The organism is Actinomycetes bacterium (assembly GCA_024222295.1).
Classification (GTDB): Bacteria; Actinomycetota; Acidimicrobiia; order Acidimicrobiales; family Microtrichaceae; genus JAAEPF01.
Genome location: JAAEPF010000012.1, coordinates 1 through 17512, shown reverse-complemented (window position 1 = coordinate 17512; position 17512 = coordinate 1). Strand labels below are relative to the sequence as shown.

16 protein-coding genes and 1 tRNA gene are annotated in these 17512 nt (G+C 65.7%); all 17 read left to right on the top strand.

Annotated features, from left to right (window positions below):
- A partial coding sequence (gene tuf, locus GY812_02670; protein MCP4434386.1) for an elongation factor Tu occupies nt 1–143 on the top strand: 143 nt, incomplete at its 5' end.
- Between the two features lie 102 nt (nt 144–245).
- On the top strand, nt 246–407 hold the full coding sequence (gene rpmG, locus GY812_02665; GenBank protein MCP4434385.1) for a 50S ribosomal protein L33: 162 nt from the start codon (nt 246–248) through the stop codon (nt 405–407).
- Between the two features lie 135 nt (nt 408–542).
- Complete coding sequence (locus GY812_02660; GenBank protein ID MCP4434384.1) at nt 543–1172, top strand: RNA polymerase sigma factor; 630 nt, start codon at nt 543–545, stop codon at nt 1170–1172.
- Nucleotides 1165–1590, top strand: a complete 426-nt coding sequence (locus GY812_02655) for a hypothetical protein (protein MCP4434383.1) — start codon at nt 1165–1167, stop codon at nt 1588–1590. The genes GY812_02660 and GY812_02655 overlap by 8 nt, the downstream gene beginning before the upstream one ends.
- A 132-nt stretch (nt 1591–1722) precedes the next feature.
- Nucleotides 1723–1795, top strand: a tRNA-Trp gene (locus GY812_02650).
- A gap of 90 nt (nt 1796–1885) precedes the next feature.
- Entirely contained in the window at nt 1886–2206 is a 321-nt protein-coding gene (gene secE / locus GY812_02645; GenBank protein MCP4434382.1) for a preprotein translocase subunit SecE, read from the top strand.
- Between the two features lie 35 nt (nt 2207–2241).
- On the top strand, nt 2242–3072 hold the full coding sequence (gene nusG, locus GY812_02640; protein MCP4434381.1) for a transcription termination/antitermination factor NusG: 831 nt from the start codon (nt 2242–2244) through the stop codon (nt 3070–3072).
- 112 nt (nt 3073–3184) lie between these two features.
- Nucleotides 3185–3610, top strand: coding sequence for a 50S ribosomal protein L11 (rplK, locus tag GY812_02635; GenBank protein ID MCP4434380.1), 426 nt, complete (start codon nt 3185–3187; stop codon nt 3608–3610).
- Nucleotides 3611–3780: 170 nt separating this feature from the next.
- Entirely contained in the window at nt 3781–4476 is a 696-nt protein-coding gene (locus tag GY812_02630; GenBank protein ID MCP4434379.1) for a 50S ribosomal protein L1, read from the top strand.
- Between the two features lie 297 nt (nt 4477–4773).
- Nucleotides 4774–5523, top strand: coding sequence for a 50S ribosomal protein L10 (rplJ, locus tag GY812_02625; GenBank protein ID MCP4434378.1), 750 nt, complete (start codon nt 4774–4776; stop codon nt 5521–5523).
- A 2-nt stretch (nt 5524–5525) separates the two neighbouring features.
- Nucleotides 5526–5906 carry a 50S ribosomal protein L7/L12 gene (rplL, locus tag GY812_02620; protein MCP4434377.1) on the top strand — a complete coding sequence of 127 codons (381 nt, stop codon included), beginning with the start codon at nt 5526–5528 and terminating at the stop codon, nt 5904–5906.
- 484 nt (nt 5907–6390) lie between these two features.
- Nucleotides 6391–9993, top strand: a complete 3603-nt coding sequence (locus GY812_02615) for a DNA-directed RNA polymerase subunit beta (protein MCP4434376.1) — start codon at nt 6391–6393, stop codon at nt 9991–9993.
- Between the two features lie 73 nt (nt 9994–10066).
- On the top strand, nt 10067–14122 hold the full coding sequence (locus GY812_02610) for a DNA-directed RNA polymerase subunit beta' (protein ID MCP4434375.1): 4056 nt from the start codon (nt 10067–10069) through the stop codon (nt 14120–14122).
- Between the two features lie 189 nt (nt 14123–14311).
- Nucleotides 14312–14683 carry a 30S ribosomal protein S12 gene (locus GY812_02605; GenBank protein ID MCP4434374.1) on the top strand — a complete coding sequence of 124 codons (372 nt, stop codon included), beginning with the start codon at nt 14312–14314 and terminating at the stop codon, nt 14681–14683.
- Nucleotides 14683–15153, top strand: coding sequence for a 30S ribosomal protein S7 (gene rpsG / locus GY812_02600; protein MCP4434373.1), 471 nt, complete (start codon nt 14683–14685; stop codon nt 15151–15153). Before GY812_02605 ends, rpsG begins: the two co-directional genes overlap by 1 nt.
- 67 nt (nt 15154–15220) lie before the next feature.
- Nucleotides 15221–17317, top strand: a complete 2097-nt coding sequence (gene fusA / locus GY812_02595; protein MCP4434372.1) for an elongation factor G — start codon at nt 15221–15223, stop codon at nt 17315–17317.
- A 54-nt stretch (nt 17318–17371) separates the two neighbouring features.
- Nucleotides 17372–17512: elongation factor Tu (tuf, locus tag GY812_02590; GenBank protein ID MCP4434371.1), on the top strand; the 141-nt coding region annotated here is incomplete at its 3' end.

The window sequence follows — 17512 nt, the reverse complement described above, 5'->3', positions numbered from 1 at the left end:
CTGAGATGTGCATGCCTGGTGACAACACCGAGATGACGGTGGAGTTGATTGCTCCGATCGCGATGGATGACGGTTTGCGTTTCGCGATTCGTGAGGGTGGCCGCACCGTGGGTGCTGGCCGCGTCACCAAGATCCTCAACTAGCCCGAGTTGGTCCCGGCGGGCTTGTGCGCCCGACCGGTGGCCCCCACAATGGAATGTCCCCCGTGGAGGGGACCCACATCCGAGAGCAGGAGAGAGCCACCGATGGCTTCCGACAAGCGGGTCCACGTGACCCTCGAGTGCACCGAGTGCAAGCGGCGCAACTACATCACCAACAAGTCGAAGGTGAACGACCGCGAGCGCATCGAGATGAAGAAGTACTGCAAGTGGGACCGTCGTCACACGCTGCACAAGGAGACTCGCTGAGTCTCCCGTGGTGGGTGTGACTCGCTGAGTCTCCCGTGGTGGGTGTGACTCGCTGAGTCTCCCGTGGTGGGTGTGACTCGCTGAGTCTCCCGCCTTTCACGCTGCGCTGGTCTGACGCGCGTAACCTCGCAGGTGATGGTCGAGCCGTTCGCCGCTGCTCCGGCGACCCCCAGAGTCCACCGGCAGTGGCCGGATGAGCAGGCGCGGGTCGCCACGCTCGTTGATGGAGCGCGCGACGGGGACAGCGACGCATTCGACGAGCTGGTCGAGCTCACCCACCGCGACACGTACACGCTTGCCCTGCGGCTCACGGGGGACCCCCACGACGCTGCCGATGTCACCCAGGAGGCCTACCTGCGGGCATACAGGTCGATCGGGTCCTTCCGTTCCGACGCGAAGTTCTCCACCTGGATGTACCGGATCACCGCCAACTGCGCTTCGACGCACATGGGCCGCGCCCGCCGCCACCTGCACAGCAGCCTCGAGGTCGACGAGCCGCTTGTGGACCTCACGGGCAATCACGACCCGCAACTGCAAGCAGACGCCGGCGATGTGCGCGATCGGCTGGTCGCGGCACTCGAGGAGTTGCCGCCGAAGCTGCGCGCAGTCGTGGTGCTGAGGGACTCCTATGAGATGTCGCATGAGGACATCGCGGACGAGCTCGGCATCTCGGTCACCGCGGCGAAGGTGCGGCTGCACCGTGCGCGCCGCCGCGTACGTGCCGCCGTGTTTCCGGATCCCGGCCATCGGTCCGACGATGGCTGACCGGCGGCGTTCGATGGCGGGCTCCACCAGGTGCAGCGACGTGTCGGGTCGCCTCGCGGGTGTGGCCGCAGGCGAGCAGCAGCTGTCCGCCCATGAGCGGGCGCATGTGGAGCAGTGCCTGCGTTGCCAGGCCGAGGTGGTGCAGCACCGTCGCATCCTGCGCTCGATGCGCCAGATGCGACACGAGGTGATCGAGCCGGCTCCGGGCATGCTCGCCGACCTCCTGGGCGAGTTCCATGAGGCGGCGCAGAGCCGTGCGGTCAGGTCGCTGGTGCGGCGCCGTCCGGTCGCCTACGTGGCCGCACTGTCCGCTCTCGGGGTGGGAGCGGCGGTTGGCATCGTGATCACGGCGCGGCACCGCCGTGGGCAGGGTGAGCGGCCGACCACGGCGGTCGTCGACTCGCCCCGGGTCGGCTGAGGCTCGGGTCGGCCTTTTGCCGGATAGCCGCCGGGGGTCGTGGCGGTCTAACCTTGCGCCACGGGCGCTGGTGCGCCCTGCCCCGCCGTGCTCCGGTGGACTCCCGGGTCGATCGGAACGCAGCGAGGTCACAGGGCAGTGGCTCAATTGGTAGAGCACCGGTCTCCAAAACCGGCGGTTGGGGGTTCGAGTCCCTCCTGCCCTGCAGACCCCGGTTTGCGGCATCCGCCGGTCAGCCGGGCACAGATTCACGAGGTCAGACACAGTGTCAATGAACCGAGAGCAGAAGCGGGCGATGCAGAAGGCCGGCCAGCTCAACGAGGACGGCTCACAGGCCGCGCCGAGCCGCGAGCGCAAGGCTGCCCCCGCCCAGTCGGTCAAGTCCGAGCGCACCAAGCCCACGGAGTTCGTCCGCGAGGTCCGCGCCGAGCTGCGCAAGGTCACCTGGCCCACCCGGCCCGAAGTGATCAGGTTGTCGACCATCGTGTTGATCGCACTGATCGTGTTCGCCGGGTTCGTGTTGGGCCTCGACACACTGTTCTCCGAGTTCTTCCGCTGGTTGCTCAGCACGGGTCGCGAAACCTCGATGGGTGTCGTGACCGGCGTACCCGGCTGACCCGGCAACCCCTCCCATTCCCCCCTGGAACAGAGATGACTGACGAAGACACACCACAGACCGCTCCCACCGACGAGACCTCCCCCGATACCGAGGCGGTCTCCGTCGACGCCGAGTCGACCTCGCCACAGCAGGCCGAGGCCGACGTGGCGGCATGGGACGAGGCCCGCGAGGAGGGTGCACCCAACGACGAGGCCGACGCAGATGGCTACCAGGCGGTTGCCGCGCTCGCCGAGGCAGAGGACATCGACGCCGCCGAGGTCCTCGTGGAGGACGTCGACGAGGAAGCCCCGGCGCCCGAGCCAGTGATCGAGTCGCCGTATGACCGGCCCGGCAAGTGGTTCGTGCTGCACACGCAGTCGGGCTACGAGAACAAGGTGCGCCAGAACCTGGAGGCCCGTACCAACTCGATGAACATGGAGCGAAAGATCCATGAGGTCGTCATCCCCATGGAAGACGTCGTCGAGTTCAAGGCCGGCAAGAAGGTCGTGGTCCAGAAGAAGATGTTCCCCGGCTACCTGCTGGTGAGGTGCCGCCTCGACGACGACAGCTGGTACGTGATCCGCAACACGCCCGGAGTCACCGGCTTCGTGGGAGCGGGCAACAAGCCTTCGCCGTTGCCGCGTCGCGACGTGGAGACCTTCCTCGCGGTGAAGGTTGACGAGGTCGAGGCCCCGAAGCGACAGCGCCACCGCCAGCTGTTCGAGATCAACGAGACCGTGCGGGTCAAGGAAGGCCCGTTCGCCGACTTCTCCGGCGAGATCGTCGAGATCAACGAGGATCAGCTCAAGGTCAAGGTGCTGGTCAACATCTTCGGTCGCGAGACCCCCGTGGAGCTCGAATTCGCCCAGGTGGCGAAGCTGTAGGAGTCCCTTTGGCCTGTCGGGTTGCCCTCGGTGGCCCTCAGGCCCCACAATTGTCGACTGCCCCTGTCGGACCGATGTCCCGGGGCGCGCACGCACGAACAGGAACCAGGAAATGGCAACCAAGAACGTCGCCGCAGTGGTGAAGATCCAGATCCCCGCAGGACAGGCCTCGCCCGCGCCGCCGGTCGGTACGGCCCTCGGCCCCCACGGCATCGCGATCATGGACTTCTGCAAGGCCTACAACGCGCAGACCGAGTCCCAGCGGGGCACGGTCGTGCCCGTCGAGATCACGATCTACGAGGATCGCTCCTTCGACTTCATCACCAAGACCCCGCCTGCGCCGGTGATGATCCGTGAGGCCGTGCGCATCACCAAGGGTTCGCAGAACCCGGGCCGCGAGGAAGCCGGCACCATCACCCAGGACCAGCTGGCAGAGATCGCCGAGGTCAAGATGCCCGACCTCAACACGGACGACATCGAGGCCGCCAAGCTGCAGATCGCAGGAACCGCCCGCTCGATGGGCATCAAGGTCGTCTGAATCCTGCCCGTCCGGCGAGCCGCCGGCCGGCGCAACAACGCAGTTCGCAATTGTCAGGGCGCCGGTGGCGCCACTCGTTCCGAGACGACCTCACTCGGGTCACGAGAGACACCCAGAGGGAGAACCCGTGCTCGGCAGCACCGCAGGGCACACGAGAAGGGAATCGACACATGCCACACGGAAAGCGCTACCGCGACGCCACGCAGCGTTTCGACCGGGACCGCGAGCACACGCCCACCGAGGCCATCGAGCTCATCAGGAGCCTGGCCTCTGCCAAGTTCGACGAGACCGTCGAGCTCACCCTGCGCCTGGGAGTGGATCCCCGCAAGGCCGACCAGATGGTGCGCGGCACGGTCGCGCTGCCCTCCGGTACCGGCAAGGACGTGCGCATCGCCGTATTCGCCCAGGGCGACGCAGCCACTGCGGCCCAGGAGGCTGGCGCCGACCTGGTGGGCGGCGAGGACCTCGCCGAGCAGGTCGAGGGCGGAATGCTCGACTTCGACCTGGCCATCGCAACTCCCGACATGATGCCGGTGGTCGGTAAGCTCGGCCGTGTGCTCGGTCCCCGTGGCCTCATGCCCAACCCCAAGACCGGCACTGTCACACCCGATGCCGCGAAGGCCGTGGGCGAGTTCAAGGGCGGCAAGGTCGAGTACCGCACTGACCGCAACGCGAATGTGGCCGTGCCGATCGGCAAGGCCAGCTTCGATGCCTCGGGCCTCGAGGCCAACTACAACGCCGTGATGGAGGAGATCGTGAAGGCGAAGCCTTCCGGTGCGAAGGGCTCCTACATCCGCAAGGTCACCCTCAGCTCCACCATGGGCCCCGGCGTCCGTGTGGACCCGGGTCGCATCGACGCCGACTGAGCAAGCCCGCAGGGGCCGTTGACTTCGCCCCTGACCCGATTCGAGATCGACTGGGACCGGTTGTGGGTCCTACCATCTGGAGGTCGCGGCGCCCTGGGCGCCACGAGACAACAACACATCCGAGGAACTTCGCTCGCCGAAGACCCCATGGTGTGCCTCAGACACGTAGTCCGAGGCCTGAAAGGGAGCCGCAAGGCACCCGCCTGGGCAGGTGGACTCCGTGCACTCCCGACCAGCAGGTCGAGAAAGGACGTCCACGTACGTGGGCGTCCGTTTCTCCCGAGCAAATGAAGGGAGGTGTCAATGGAGAACCCGAAACCGGAGAAGGTGGCCGTCGTCGAGGAGGTCCGCGAAAAGCTGTCCTCCACCGAAGCGGTGGTGTTCACCGAGTACCGGGGACTGACCGTTCGTGACCTGCAGGAGCTGCGCACTGCGCTGCGCAATGCGGGCGGCGAGTACAAGGTGTACAAGAACACCCTGGTGCGCCGCGCCACAGCGGAACTGGACCTCGATCTCGGCGACACGCTCACCGGGCCGACAGCATTGGCGTTCGTGGGCGAGAAGCCCGATGGAACGCCGGGCGATGCGGTGCTCGTGGCCAAGGCAATCAAGGCCTTTGCCAAGGGCAACGACAAGCTTGTCATCAAGGGTGGTCGCCTCGGAGAGGAGATGCTCGACAACGCCGCAGTTCTGGCGCTCGCCGACGTTGCTCCCCGCGAGGAACTGCTGGCCCGACTGGCCGGTGGCATGGCTGCACCGATGACCAACATGGCCCGTTTGTTGCAGGCCCTGCCACAGAAGATGGCCTATGCGCTGTCTTCGCTCATCGAGGCAGGGGGCGCCGAAGGTGCACCCGGCCCGAGCGATGCAGATGCTGCTGACGACTCAGCCACCGAACCGGCGGATTCCGCCGATGACACCCAAGAAGCCGCCGAGGCAAGCGCTGATGGCGGCGATGATACCGACACACAAGACGAAGCCCCCGCAGATGCGGAGGCCAAGGCAGACGACGCCGAAGGCGACGATGCTGCCGAGAATGAGGAGTGAAGATGACCAAGGATGAGATTCTCGACGCCATCGCGGGCATGTCCGTGCTGGAACTGTCAGAGCTGCTGACCGACTTCGAGGAGCGCTTCGGCGTGACCGCTGCTGCCCCGGTGGCCGCGGTTGCCGCTGCTCCCGCTGGCGGCGGCGAAGGTGGCGACGACGCGGAGGAGAAGGATTCCTTCGACGTCGTGCTGACCGAAGCCGGCGAGAAGAAGATCGGCGTGATCAAGGAAGTCCGCGGACTCACCAGCCTGGGCCTCAAGGAGGCCAAGGAGCTGGTCGAGGGCGCACCGCAGGCTGTTCTCGAAGGAGCCTCCAAGGAGGACGCAGAGGCGGCCAAGGAAGCTCTCGAGGGCGCAGGCGCCTCAGTCGAGCTCAAGTGACCTGACGCGGGCCACGCCCGCTCAACCGAGATCGCCGCTCGGCGTCACCCTTCTGGAGACGCCGAGCGGCGATTTTCCCGTTTTCGGGAGGCTGCGATCGGCCACTCCTGGCAGTTCCTGAGTACCGGCCGTCCCGCAGTTCGCCAACTGTGGGCTTGTGCTACTACCAGTGGAGATGAGCGCGCGGAGAGGAGTATCTGGGTGGGAAACCCTTGACCCCCGCTGAGAGGTTCTTTACGCTCCCCGAAAACCCATGGGTCCCTACCCACGACCCGGCCGCCGCCAGGAGCGGCTCGCCATGTACGAGGTGGGTGGGGGACACGCGTCCCGCTGTTGACCCACTGGCACCCCGCGCGTACAGTGACAGGTTGCCGTGCCCTGTCGCCCCTCGTACTTCATCCGTTCCGGTGGCCCCGGAACTCTGCTGAAGCCGTTGCGCGCCCCGGCCCGGTCACACACTCGTCCGCACTTCCAGGAGTAGCAGTTGTCCTCTCGTTCCAACCTTCGGGACCGTTACTCGTTCGCGAACCTCGACGAGGTTCTCGAACTGCCCGATCTCATTGCCATCCAGCGCAAGTCCTTCCAGTGGTTCGTCGAGAACGGTCTTGCCGACGCGTTCCGCGACATCTCACCGATCAAGGACTTCACCGAGACCCTGAGTCTCGAGCTGGAGTTCGATCCTTTCGACGAAGACCTCCGGCCCCCGCCGAAGTTCACCGTCGAGGAGTGCAAGGAGAAGGACATGACCTTCTCCGCTCCGATCTTCGCCCGCGCTCGCTTCATGAACGCCAACACAGGCGAGATCAAGGAGCAGACGGTCTTCATGGGGGACTTCCCGATGATGACCGACAAGGGCACCTTCATCGTCAACGGCACCGAGCGCGTCGTGGTGTCCCAGCTCGTACGCTCACCCGGCGTCATCTTCCAGCCCGGTGAGCGGTTCCGCCTGAGGAACCTCTCGAAGCATCAGCTCGTCACCGGAACCATCCACCCCTACCGCGGCGAGTGGATCGAGTTCGACGTCGAGCAGAAGCCCGGCAAGGAGCCGACCGCTGGCACCCGCGTCGCCCGCAAGCGTCGCCTGTCGCTGTTCGTGTTGCTCCGTGCGCTCGGCTACGACGAGGAGAACTTCCCGGGCTTCCTCGAGGCATTCGTCGACCACTTCGACTTCCTGCGTGACCAGTGGGACAAGGAGCAGGCGAAGCTCGAAGAAGACGAGGTCCCCACCCAGACCGAAGCCCTCATCGAGATCTACAAGCGGGCCCGCCCGGGTGAGCCGGCAACACCGGAGTCGGCACGCGCCTACTTCGCCAACGCGTTCTTCGAGCCCCGCCGCTACGACCTCAGCCGGGTCGGCCGCTACAAGCTCGACCGCAAGCTCGGCCCCGAGCTCGACACTCTCGAGAAGACCTTCCCGCAGCTCAAGGGCAAGCTCGACCGCCCCGAGTCGGGCCAGTCGGTGCTCAGCCGCTGTGAGGTCCTCGCCTCCACCACCTACCTGCTCAACCTGGCCGCCGGCACCCACGGCTACCGCCTCGATGACCAGGACCACTTCGCCAACCGTCGCATCCGCTCGGTCGGTGAGCTCATCCAGAACCAGGTGCGCATAGGCCTGTCCCGCATGGAGCGGGTGGTGCGCGAGCGCATGACCACCCAGGACGTCGAGGCCATCACCCCGACCACCCTGATCAACATCCGGCCGGTTGTCGCTGCGATCAAGGAGTTCTTCGGAACATCCCAGCTCTCGCAGTTCATGGACCAGGTCAACCCGCTCTCGGGCCTGACCCACCGCCGACGCCTGTCGGCTCTCGGCCCGGGTGGCCTCAGCCGCGAGCGCGCCGGCTTCGAAGTGCGCGACGTGCACTTCTCGCACTACGGCCGCATGTGCCCGATCGAGACCCCCGAGGGTCCCAACATCGGCCTGATCGGCGCGCTGGCCACATTCGGCCGGGTCAACGAGTTCGGCTTCATCGAGACGCCGTACCGGGTCGTCAAGAACGGCAAGGTCGGAAGCGAGATCGTGTGGCTGCCAGCGGACGAGGAAGAGGAGTACATCGTCGCCCAGGCGAACACTCCGCTGAACCCCGATGGCACGTTCTCCGCGGACCGTGTGCTCGTGCGCCGTTCCCCGCAGGCAGCATCCCTGTCTGACCTGAAGCTCCAGCTCGAGCGCGACGAGTTCCTCGGCGCCACCACCGAGATCTCGGCGGTCGGCCCCGAAGAGGTCCAGCTCATGGACGTGTCGCCCCGCCAGATCGTGTCGGTGGCCACCGCCCTCATCCCGTTCCTCGAGCACGACGACGCCAACCGTGCGCTCATGGGCGCCAACATGCAGCGCCAGGCGGTTCCGCTGCTGCGTGCCGAGGCTCCCTACATCGGCACCGGGATCGAGGCCCGAGCCGCACGGGACGCGGCCGACATGATCCTCGCCGACGAAGACGGCACCGTGGTGTCGGTCGACGGCACCTCGATCGTCATCGACTACAAGAAGTCAGGCAAGCGCACGTACCGCCTGCACAAGTTCGAGCGGTCCAACCAGAACACCTGCATCAACCAGAAGCCCCACGTTTCGGAGGGGCAGAAGGTCCGCAAGGGTGACGTGATCGCCGAGGGTCCCTCGACCGACAACGGCGAGCTGGCGCTCGGCAAGAACCTGCTCGTGGCCTTCATGCCATGGGAGGGCTACAACTTCGAGGACGCGATCATCCTCTCGGAGCGCCTCGTGCGCGACGACGTGCTCACCTCGGTGCACATCCACGAGCACGAGATCGACGCCCGTGACACCAAGCTGGGCCCCGAGGAGATCACCCGGGACATCCCGAACCTCTCCGAGGAGATCCTCGCCGATCTCGACGAGCGCGGGATCATCCGTGTCGGCGCCGAGGTAGGCCCGAGCGACGTGCTGGTCGGCAAGGTCACGCCCAAGGGTGAGACCGAGCTGACCCCCGAGGAGCGCCTCCTTCGTGCGATCTTCGGTGAGAAGGCCCGCGAGGTCCGCGACACCTCACTCAAGGTCCCCCACGGCGAGTCCGGCAAGGTCATCGACGTCAAGGTGTTCAGCCGCTCCGACGAGCACGAACTGCCGCCCGGCGTCAACCAGCTGGTGCGGGTCTACGTCGCCCAGAAGCGCAAGATCTCCGTCGGTGACAAGCTGGCCGGCCGCCACGGCAACAAGGGCGTCATCTCCCGGATCCTCCCGATGGAGGACATGCCGTACATGGCCGACGGTTCACCCGTCGACATCATCCTCAACCCGCTCGGCGTGCCCTCGCGGATGAACGTGGGCCAGGTCCTCGAGGCGCACCTCGGCTGGGCAGCCCGCTGGGGCTGGGACGACGACGGAGAGATGGTCGGCGAGGAGCCCCTGCGCGGCACCGAGGCCAAGACGCGACCCGTTACCCGGCCTTCCACGCTCGTCGCCACCCCGGTGTTCGACGGCGCGAAGTGGGACGAGGTCGAGATGGCGGGCAAGCACCCCACCATCCAGTCCATCTTCGAAAACCTGCGCCCCGAGGCCGCCGACGGCACCCGCCTGATCGGCTCCGACGGCAAAGTGACCCTCTACAACGGCCGCACGGGCGAGGCCTACGACAGCCCGGTCACCGCCGGTTACGCGTACATCCTGAAGCTGTCGCACCTCGTGGACGACAAGATCCACGCCCGCTCCACCGGCCCCTACTCCATGATCACCCAGCAGCCGCTCGGTGGTAAGGCCCAGTTCGGTGGCCAGCGCTTCGGCGAGATGGAGGTATGGGCACTCGAGGCCTATGGCTCCGCCTACTGCCTGCAGGAGCTGCTCACGATCAAGTCCGACGACACCCTCGGCCGGGTCAAGGTCTACGAGGCGATCGTCAAGGGCGAGAACATCCCCGAGCCCGGCATTCCCGAGAGCTTCAAGGTGCTCATCAAGGAAATGCAGGCACTGTGCCTCAATGTCGAGGTGATCTCCCGAACCGGCGAGCAGATTCGCCTGCGCGAGCTCGACGAGGACTACTTCCGGGCTTCCGAGGAGCTGGGCATCGATCTGTCCCGCCCCGAACGCGGCACCGACGAAGAAGACGCCCGCCGCCAGGCCGAGCGCAGCTGAACGACCCTTCGTCACCACAACCCCAACGACCGACCTGCACGCACCCAGCACTCGCACGAGGAACCCCAACTCCATGGCAGAAACATCACGCGACGTCAACGTCTTCGACCAGCTCCGAATCGGCCTCGCCACGGCTGACGCGATCCGCACCTGGTCAAACGGCGAGGTCAAGAAGCCCGAGACGATCAACTACCGCACGCTCAAGCCCGAGAAGGACGGCTTGTTCTGCGAGAAGATCTTCGGTCCCACCAAGGACTGGGAGTGCTACTGCGGCAAGTACAAGAGGGTGCGCTTCAAGGGCATCATCTGTGAGCGCTGCGGTGTCGAGGTCACCCGATCAAAGGTCCGCCGCGACCGCATGGGCCACATCGAGTTGGCCGCGCCGGCAGTTCACATCTGGTACCTCCGAGGCACCCGCAGCTGGCTGGCCTATCTCCTGTCGGGCATCGAGCCCAAGGAAGAGCTGAAGGCCAAGCAGCTCGAGAAGGTCATCTACTTCGCCGCCAACCTCGTGACCTGGGTCGACGAGGAGAAGCGTCACGAGGACCTCGAGAGCCTCGAGGCCGACATGCTCGGCGAGCGCGATGCCATCGAGAAGGAGCGCGAGCTCGAGCTCAACGAGCGCATGAAGGAGCTCGAGGGCGAGATCGAGGCACTCGAGAAGGAAGGTGCCAAGGAGTCCGAGCTCAAGAGCCTTCGCAAGGCCGCTGACAAGGACCTCGAGGCCATCCGCGAGACCTACGAGGCAGAGCTCGAGTTGCTCCAGCGCTGCTGGGACGAGTTCCGCACCCTCTACCCCCGCCAGATCCTCGAGGACGAGATGCTGTGGCGCGAGCTGCGCGACCGCTACGAGGAGTACTTCGAGGGCGGCATGGGTGCCGACGCCATCAAGGGCCTCATCGAGCGCATCGACCTCGACGAGGAAGAGATCAAGCTGCGCGAGGCGATCGACCCCGAAGAGGGTCGCAAGCCGCTTTCGGCCCAGCGCAAGCAGAAGGCCATCAAGCGCCTCAAGATCGTCGCCGCATTCAACCGCCGCAACGATTCCGGCCACCGGGTCAACGAGCCCAGCGCCATGATCCTCGACGTCGTGCCGGTCATCCCGCCCGACCTGCGCCCGATGGTGCAGCTCGACGGTGGCCGCTTCGCGACCTCCGACCTCAACGACCTCTACCGACGGGTCATCAACCGCAACAACCGCCTGAAGCGCCTGCTCGACCTCGGTGCACCCGAGATCATCGTCAACAACGAGAAGCGAATGCTCCAGGAGGCTGTCGACGCCCTGTTCGACAACGGCCGCCGCGGCCGCCCCGTCACCGGCCCGGGCAACCGCCCGCTCAAGTCACTCTCCGACATGCTCAAGGGCAAGCAGGGCCGGTTCCGCCAGAACCTGCTCGGCAAGCGCGTCGACTACTCGGGCCGTTCGGTCATCGTGGTCGGCCCGACCCTCCAGCTGCACCAGTGCGGCCTTCCAAAGCTGATGGCTCTCGAGTTGTTCAAGCCGTTCGTGATGAAGGCGCTGGTCGACCGCACCCTCGCCCAGAACATCAAGTCCGCCAAGCGGATGGTGGAGCGTCGTCGCCCCCAGGTGTGGGACGTGCTCGAGGACGTCATCAAGGAGCACCCGGTTCTCCTGAACCGTGCCCCCACGCTTCACCGCCTCGGCATCCAGGCCTTCGAGCCGGTGCTCGTGGAGGGCAAGGCCGTGCAGATCCACCCGCTGGTCTGCACCGCGTTCAACGCCGACTTCGACGGTGACCAGATGGCGGTGCACCTGCCGCTTAGCTCCGAAGCACAGGCCGAGGCCCGCGTGCTGATGTTGTCCTCCAACAACATGCTCAGCCCCGCGCACGGCAAGCCGCTCGTCACGCCCACCCAGGACATGATCATCGGTGCCTTTTACCTCACCTCCGAGGTCGAGGGAGCCAAGGGCGAGGGCATGACCTTCCGCCGCATCGACCAGGTGGAGCGCGCCCTGGAGTCGGGCAAGCTCGACATCCACGCCAAGATCACCTACCGCGGGCCTGGCTATCCGGACCTGATCAAGACCCCTGCCAACGGTTCGGCAGCGGAGTACCACCAGACCACCGCCGGGCGCATCCTGCTCAACGAGGCGCTGCCCACCGGCTACCCGTACGTGAACAAGCCGGTGCGCAAGCGCGAGATGACCGATCTGGTCGACCACCTCGCCGTCGAGTTCCCCAAGGCCCAGGCCGCGGCGTCGCTCGACGCGCTCAAGTCGCTCTGCTTCAACTGGGCGATGCGCTCGGGCCTCACGGTCTCGATCGACGACGTCCGCACACCGTCCAACAAGTACGAGATCCTCGATCGCCACGAGAACGACGCCGACAAGGTCGAGAAGCAGTTCCGCCGCGGCATCATCACCGACGGCGAGCGCAAGCAGAAGGAAATCGAGATCTGGACCACGGCGACCAACGAGGTCACCAAGGCCATGCAGGAGGCGATGTCCTCCAAGCAGTTCAACCCGATTGACATGATGGTCGGCTCCGGAGCCCGTGGCTCGATGGCGCAGGTGCGTCAGATCTCGGGCATGCGTGGTCTCGTGGCCAACCCCCGTGGCGACATGATTCCCCGCCCGATCAAGTCCAACTTCCGTGAAGGCCTCTCGGTTCTGGAGTACTTCATCGCGACCCCAGGTGCCCGAAAGGGACTGGTCGACACGGCACTTCGTACCGCTGACTCCGGCTACCTGACCCGTCGCCTCGTCGACGTCTCCCAGGAACTCATCATCAACGAGCGCGACCCGTTCGCCGAGGACGGCCCCATCCGGAGCCTTCTCATCGAGGACGTGCGCCCCGACGAGCCCGGCAAGCGCTACAACGTCGAGTCGCGGCTGTTCAGCCGCACCCTGGCCGAGGACATCAAGCTGGCCGACGGCACCAAGATCCCCAAGGGCACCGAGGTCGGCGTTCCCGATATGGAAGCGATCCGCGACGATCCGGATGTCAACGACGTGCGCGTGCTCAGCCCGCTCACCGACGACTCCGAGTTCGGCATCAGCCGGGCCGCCTATGGCACATCACTCGCCACCGGCAAGACGATCGAGTCCGGCGAGGCCGTCGGCGTGATCGCCGCGCAGTCGATCGGTGAGCCCGGCACTCAGCTCACGATGCGTACCTTCCACACCGGCGGCATCGCGGCCGCCTCTGGCGACATCACCGGCGGCCTGCCCCGCGTGGTCGAGCTGTTCGAGGCTCGCAGCCCGCGCAACAAGGCCGTGTTGGCCCGCACCTCCGGTGTGGTGCGCATCGACGACGAGGACTCGAAGGTCTACACAGTCACCGTCGTCGGCGACGACGGCGACGAGGACACGTACTCGATCGAGCGTGAGCGTCGCCTCGAGGTCTCCGACGGTGACGAGGTCATCGCGGGTGATCCCCTCGTCGAGGGTCCCCGTGACCCGAAGGAGCTGCTCGAGATCAAGGGCGTCCGTGCCGTGCAGCAGTACCTCGTCAACGAGGTCCAGCGCGTGTACCGCGACCAGGGCGTGTCGATCCACGACAAGCACATTGAGCTCATCGTGCGCCAGATGACCCGCCGTGTGGCCATCCAGGAAGCCGGTGACTCCGACTTCCTGCCGGGCGAGCGTGTCGACCAGCGCGTGTTCGCGGAGACCAACCGGATGCTCGTGCAGGAAGGCAAGAATCCCGCCGAGGGTCGCCCGGAGCTGATGGGTATCACCAAGGCTTCGCTGGCCACCGATTCGTGGTTGTCGGCTGCGTCGTTCCAGGAGACCACCCGTGTGCTCACCGAAGCAGCCATCGAAGGCCGCTCCGACAGCCTCATGGGCCTCAAGGAGAACATCATCATCGGCAAGCTCATCCCGGCCGGTACCGGAATGCAGCGCTACCAGGACATCCAGGCATACGCGCCCGGCTACGAGGTTCCGGCGGACGACGCCGGCTCGGACGGTGCCGATTTCCTGGCCAGCCTGCCCGCAGGTGACTACGTGCTCGGTGACGACTCCGCCTCCCAGTCCGCCGGTGTCGCAACCCAATTGCTCGCTGCCCAGGGTGGCGAGCCGGCTGCACCCGCGGAAGGTGCGGCCGACGGCGACGCTGACGGTGCCGACGTAATCGAGTTCCCCGGCTCCGAACCCGGTTCCTGACCGGTTGCGGGGTTTGCCAGCAGACAGCGCAGTCCTTACGATTGTCATTCGGCCCAGCGCCGCGCCTCCGCGCGTTGCAGGGCTCATCCGGCGGGTTCGCGAAGTGTCGCGGCGCCCGCACCTGAAACCCCCGGGTTCACCCACCGAGATCACGAACCCGCACACATAGAAAACAACCGAGGTCGAACAGTGCCCACCATTGAGCAGTTGGTCCGCAAGGGCCGCAAGAACAAGCGTCGCAAGGAGGCAACTCCCGCGCTCAAGGGCGCGCCTCAGCGCCGTGGTGTGTGCACCCGCGTGTTCACCAGCTCCCCCAAGAAGCCCAACTCGGCGCTTCGCAAGGTCGCCCGTGTGCGCCTCACCAGTGGCATCGAAGTGTCGGCCTACATTCCCGGCGAGGGCCACAACCTCCAGGAGCACTCGATGGTGCTCGTGCGCGGTGGCCGCGTGAAGGACCTTCCGGGCGTTCGTTACAAGATCGTGCGCGGCACCCTCGACACCTCCGGTGTGCGCGACCGCAAGCAGGCCCGTTCCCACTACGGCGCCAAGAAGGAGTCCTGATGTCCCGCAAGGGTCCAGCCCCCCGGCGCGAACTCCAGCCGGATCCGATCTACCAGTCGGTGCTCGTCACCCAGCTGGTCAACAAGGTGCTCCAGCGCGGCAAGCGTTCGACCGCCGAGAAGATCGTCTATGACGCGCTGTCCACGATCGAAGAGAAGACGGGCGGCGAGCCGATCACCACGCTGAAGCGTGCGCTCGACAACGTGAAGCCCCAGCTCGAGGTGCGTAGCCGTCGCGTCGGTGGCGCCACCTACCAGGTCCCCGTCGACGTGCGTCCGCGGCGTGCGAACACCCTGGCGATCCGCTGGATCGTCGGCTTCTCCCGTGAGCGCCGCGAGCGCAACATGTCCGAGCGTCTCGCCAACGAGATCCTCGACGCATCCAACGGGATCGGTGCCTCGATGAAGCGCAAGGAAGACCTCCACAAGATGGCCGAGTCCAACAAGGCCTTCGCCCACTACCGCTGGTGACCCAGCCGGGCCGCCCTCTGCGGCCCGCCACCTGACCCCCGACCGCTCCCCACCGACGAGACGACCAATGGCGCAATACCCGCTCGACCGCACCCGAAACATCGGCATCATGGCCCACATCGATGCCGGCAAGACCACCACGACCGAGCGCATCCTCTATTACACCGGCAAGTCCTACAAGATCGGTGAGGTGCACGAGGGTGCCGCAACGATGGACTGGATGGAACAGGAGCAGGAGCGCGGCATCACGATCACCTCGGCCGCCACCACCTGTCACTGGACCGACACGGTCGACGAGGTCGAGCACCGCATCCAGATCATCGACACGCCCGGCCACGTGGACTTCACGGTCGAGGTGGAGCGTTCGCTGCGCGTCCTCGACGGCGCCGTCGCGGTGTTCGACGGTGTCGCCGGTGTTGAGCCACAGACCGAGACGGTGTGGCGCCAGGCCGACAAGTACAACGTGCCCCGCATGTGCTTCGTCAACAAGATGGACCGCATGGGCGCCAACTTCTACGACGCGCTCGACTCCATCAAGGAGCGCCTCGGTGCCAACGTGGCTGTCCTGCAGCTGCCGATCGGCTACGAGGCCGACTACGCCGGCGTCGTCGACCTGGTCACGATGAAGGCGTGGATCTGGAACTCCGAGGACCTCGGTGCCAGCTGGGACATCGTCGACATCCCCGACGACCTCGCCGACAAGGCCGCCGAGTACCGCCTCGAGCTGCTCGAGACCATCGCATCGGTCGACGACGACCTGATGGAGGCGTACCTGGAGACCGAGGACCTCACCGTCGAACAGCTCCGCTCGGGCATCCGCGAGGCCACCCTGCACCACGGCGTCGTCCCGGTGCTCAACGGCACCGCATTCAAGAACAAGGGCGTGCAGCCCCTGCTCGATGCCATCTGCTTCTACATGCCCTCGCCCACCGACCTTCCCCCCGTCGACGGCTTCGACAAGAAGGGTGAAGAGACCTCACGCAAGCCCGACGCTTCAGAGCCTTTCTCGGCGCTGGCGTTCAAGATCATGACTGCGCCGCATGTCGGCAAGCTCACTTACTTCCGCGTGTACTCCGGCACCCTCGAAAAGGGCGGTCAGGTCTACAACACCCGCTCCACCTCCAAGGAGCGCATCGGACGCCTGCTGGAGATGCACGCCAACGACCAGATCGAAAAGGACGCCGTCTACGCGGGCGACATAGTTGCAGGCATCGGCTTCAAGAACACCAAGACCGGCGACTCGCTGTGTGATCCCGACAACGTGATCGTGCTGGAGACGCTCGACTTCCCCGATCCTGTGATCCACGTCGCCGTGGAGCCGAAGACCAAGGCCGACCAGGACAAGATGTCCAAGGCGCTCTTCGCTCTCTCGGAGGAAGACCCGACGTTCCAGGTCCGAACCGACGAGGAAACCGCGCAGACGATCATCTCCGGCATGGGCGAACTGCACCTCGAGGTGCTCGTCGACCGCATGATGCGCGAGTTCAAGGTCGAGGCCAACGTCGGCAAGCCCCAGGTTGCCTACCGCGAGACCCTTTCGAAGCCGATCAACAGCCACACGTACCTGCACAAGAAGCAGACCGGTGGTACCGGCCAGTACGCCAAGATCGTGATCGACATCGAGCCGTCGGGCCCCGGTGGTGGCTACGAGTTCGCCGACAACATCACAGGCGGCCGCATCCCCAAGGAGTACACCCCCTCGGTCGATGCCGGCATCCGGGACGCCATGAGCACCGGTGTGCTCGCGGGCTTCCAGATGGTGGACGTGCACGTCACCCTCGACGACGGGGACTACCACGACGTCGACTCCTCGGAGATGGCATTCAAGATCGCGGGCACGATGGGCTTCAAGGAAGCCGCCCGCCAGGCCGCTCCGGTCCTCCTCGAGCCGATCATGGCCGTCGAGGTCGTCACCCCGGAGGATTACATGGGTGACGTGATCGGTGACCTCAACTCGCGCCGCGGCAAGGTCGGTCAGATGGAACAGCGTGGCAACAACCAGGTCGTGTCGGCCGAGGTTCCACTGTCGGAGATGTTCGGCTACTCCACTGACCTACGCTCCAAAACGCAGGGTCGTGCCAACTACACGATGCAGTTCCACAGCTACCAGCCGACTCCCAAGTCGGTCCAGGAAGAGATCGTTGCCCGGGTCACCGGGCAGTAACCCTTATCAACACCCAACAACAACTACCTGAATCGCAAAGAAAGGCAGTCTCCGATGTCCAAGGAGAAGTTTGAGCGTACGAAGCCGCATGTGAATGTGGGGACGATGGGTCATATTGACCATGGGAAGACGACGTTGACGGCTGCGATCACCAAGACTTTGTCTGATCGTGTTGATGGGAATGCGTTTACGGAG

Bases quoted from the DNA above. Each gene is read 5' to 3' on its own strand.
- secE (MCP4434382.1), top strand. From the start codon at position 1,886: ATGCAGAAGGCCGGCCAGCTCAACGAGGACGGCTCACAGGCCGCGCCG.
- GY812_02655 (MCP4434383.1), top strand. From the start codon at position 1,165: ATGGCTGACCGGCGGCGTTCGATGGCGGGCTCCACCAGGTGCAGCGAC.
- GY812_02630 (MCP4434379.1), top strand. From the start codon at position 3,781: ATGCCACACGGAAAGCGCTACCGCGACGCCACGCAGCGTTTCGACCGG.
- rplL (MCP4434377.1), top strand. From the start codon at position 5,526: ATGACCAAGGATGAGATTCTCGACGCCATCGCGGGCATGTCCGTGCTG.
- rplK (MCP4434380.1), top strand. From the start codon at position 3,185: ATGGCAACCAAGAACGTCGCCGCAGTGGTGAAGATCCAGATCCCCGCA.
- GY812_02610 (MCP4434375.1), top strand. From the start codon at position 10,067: ATGGCAGAAACATCACGCGACGTCAACGTCTTCGACCAGCTCCGAATC.
- nusG (MCP4434381.1), top strand. From the start codon at position 2,242: ATGACTGACGAAGACACACCACAGACCGCTCCCACCGACGAGACCTCC.
- fusA (MCP4434372.1), top strand. From the start codon at position 15,221: ATGGCGCAATACCCGCTCGACCGCACCCGAAACATCGGCATCATGGCC.
- GY812_02660 (MCP4434384.1), top strand. From the start codon at position 543: ATGGTCGAGCCGTTCGCCGCTGCTCCGGCGACCCCCAGAGTCCACCGG.
- rpmG (MCP4434385.1), top strand. From the start codon at position 246: ATGGCTTCCGACAAGCGGGTCCACGTGACCCTCGAGTGCACCGAGTGC.
- rpsG (MCP4434373.1), top strand. From the start codon at position 14,683: ATGTCCCGCAAGGGTCCAGCCCCCCGGCGCGAACTCCAGCCGGATCCG.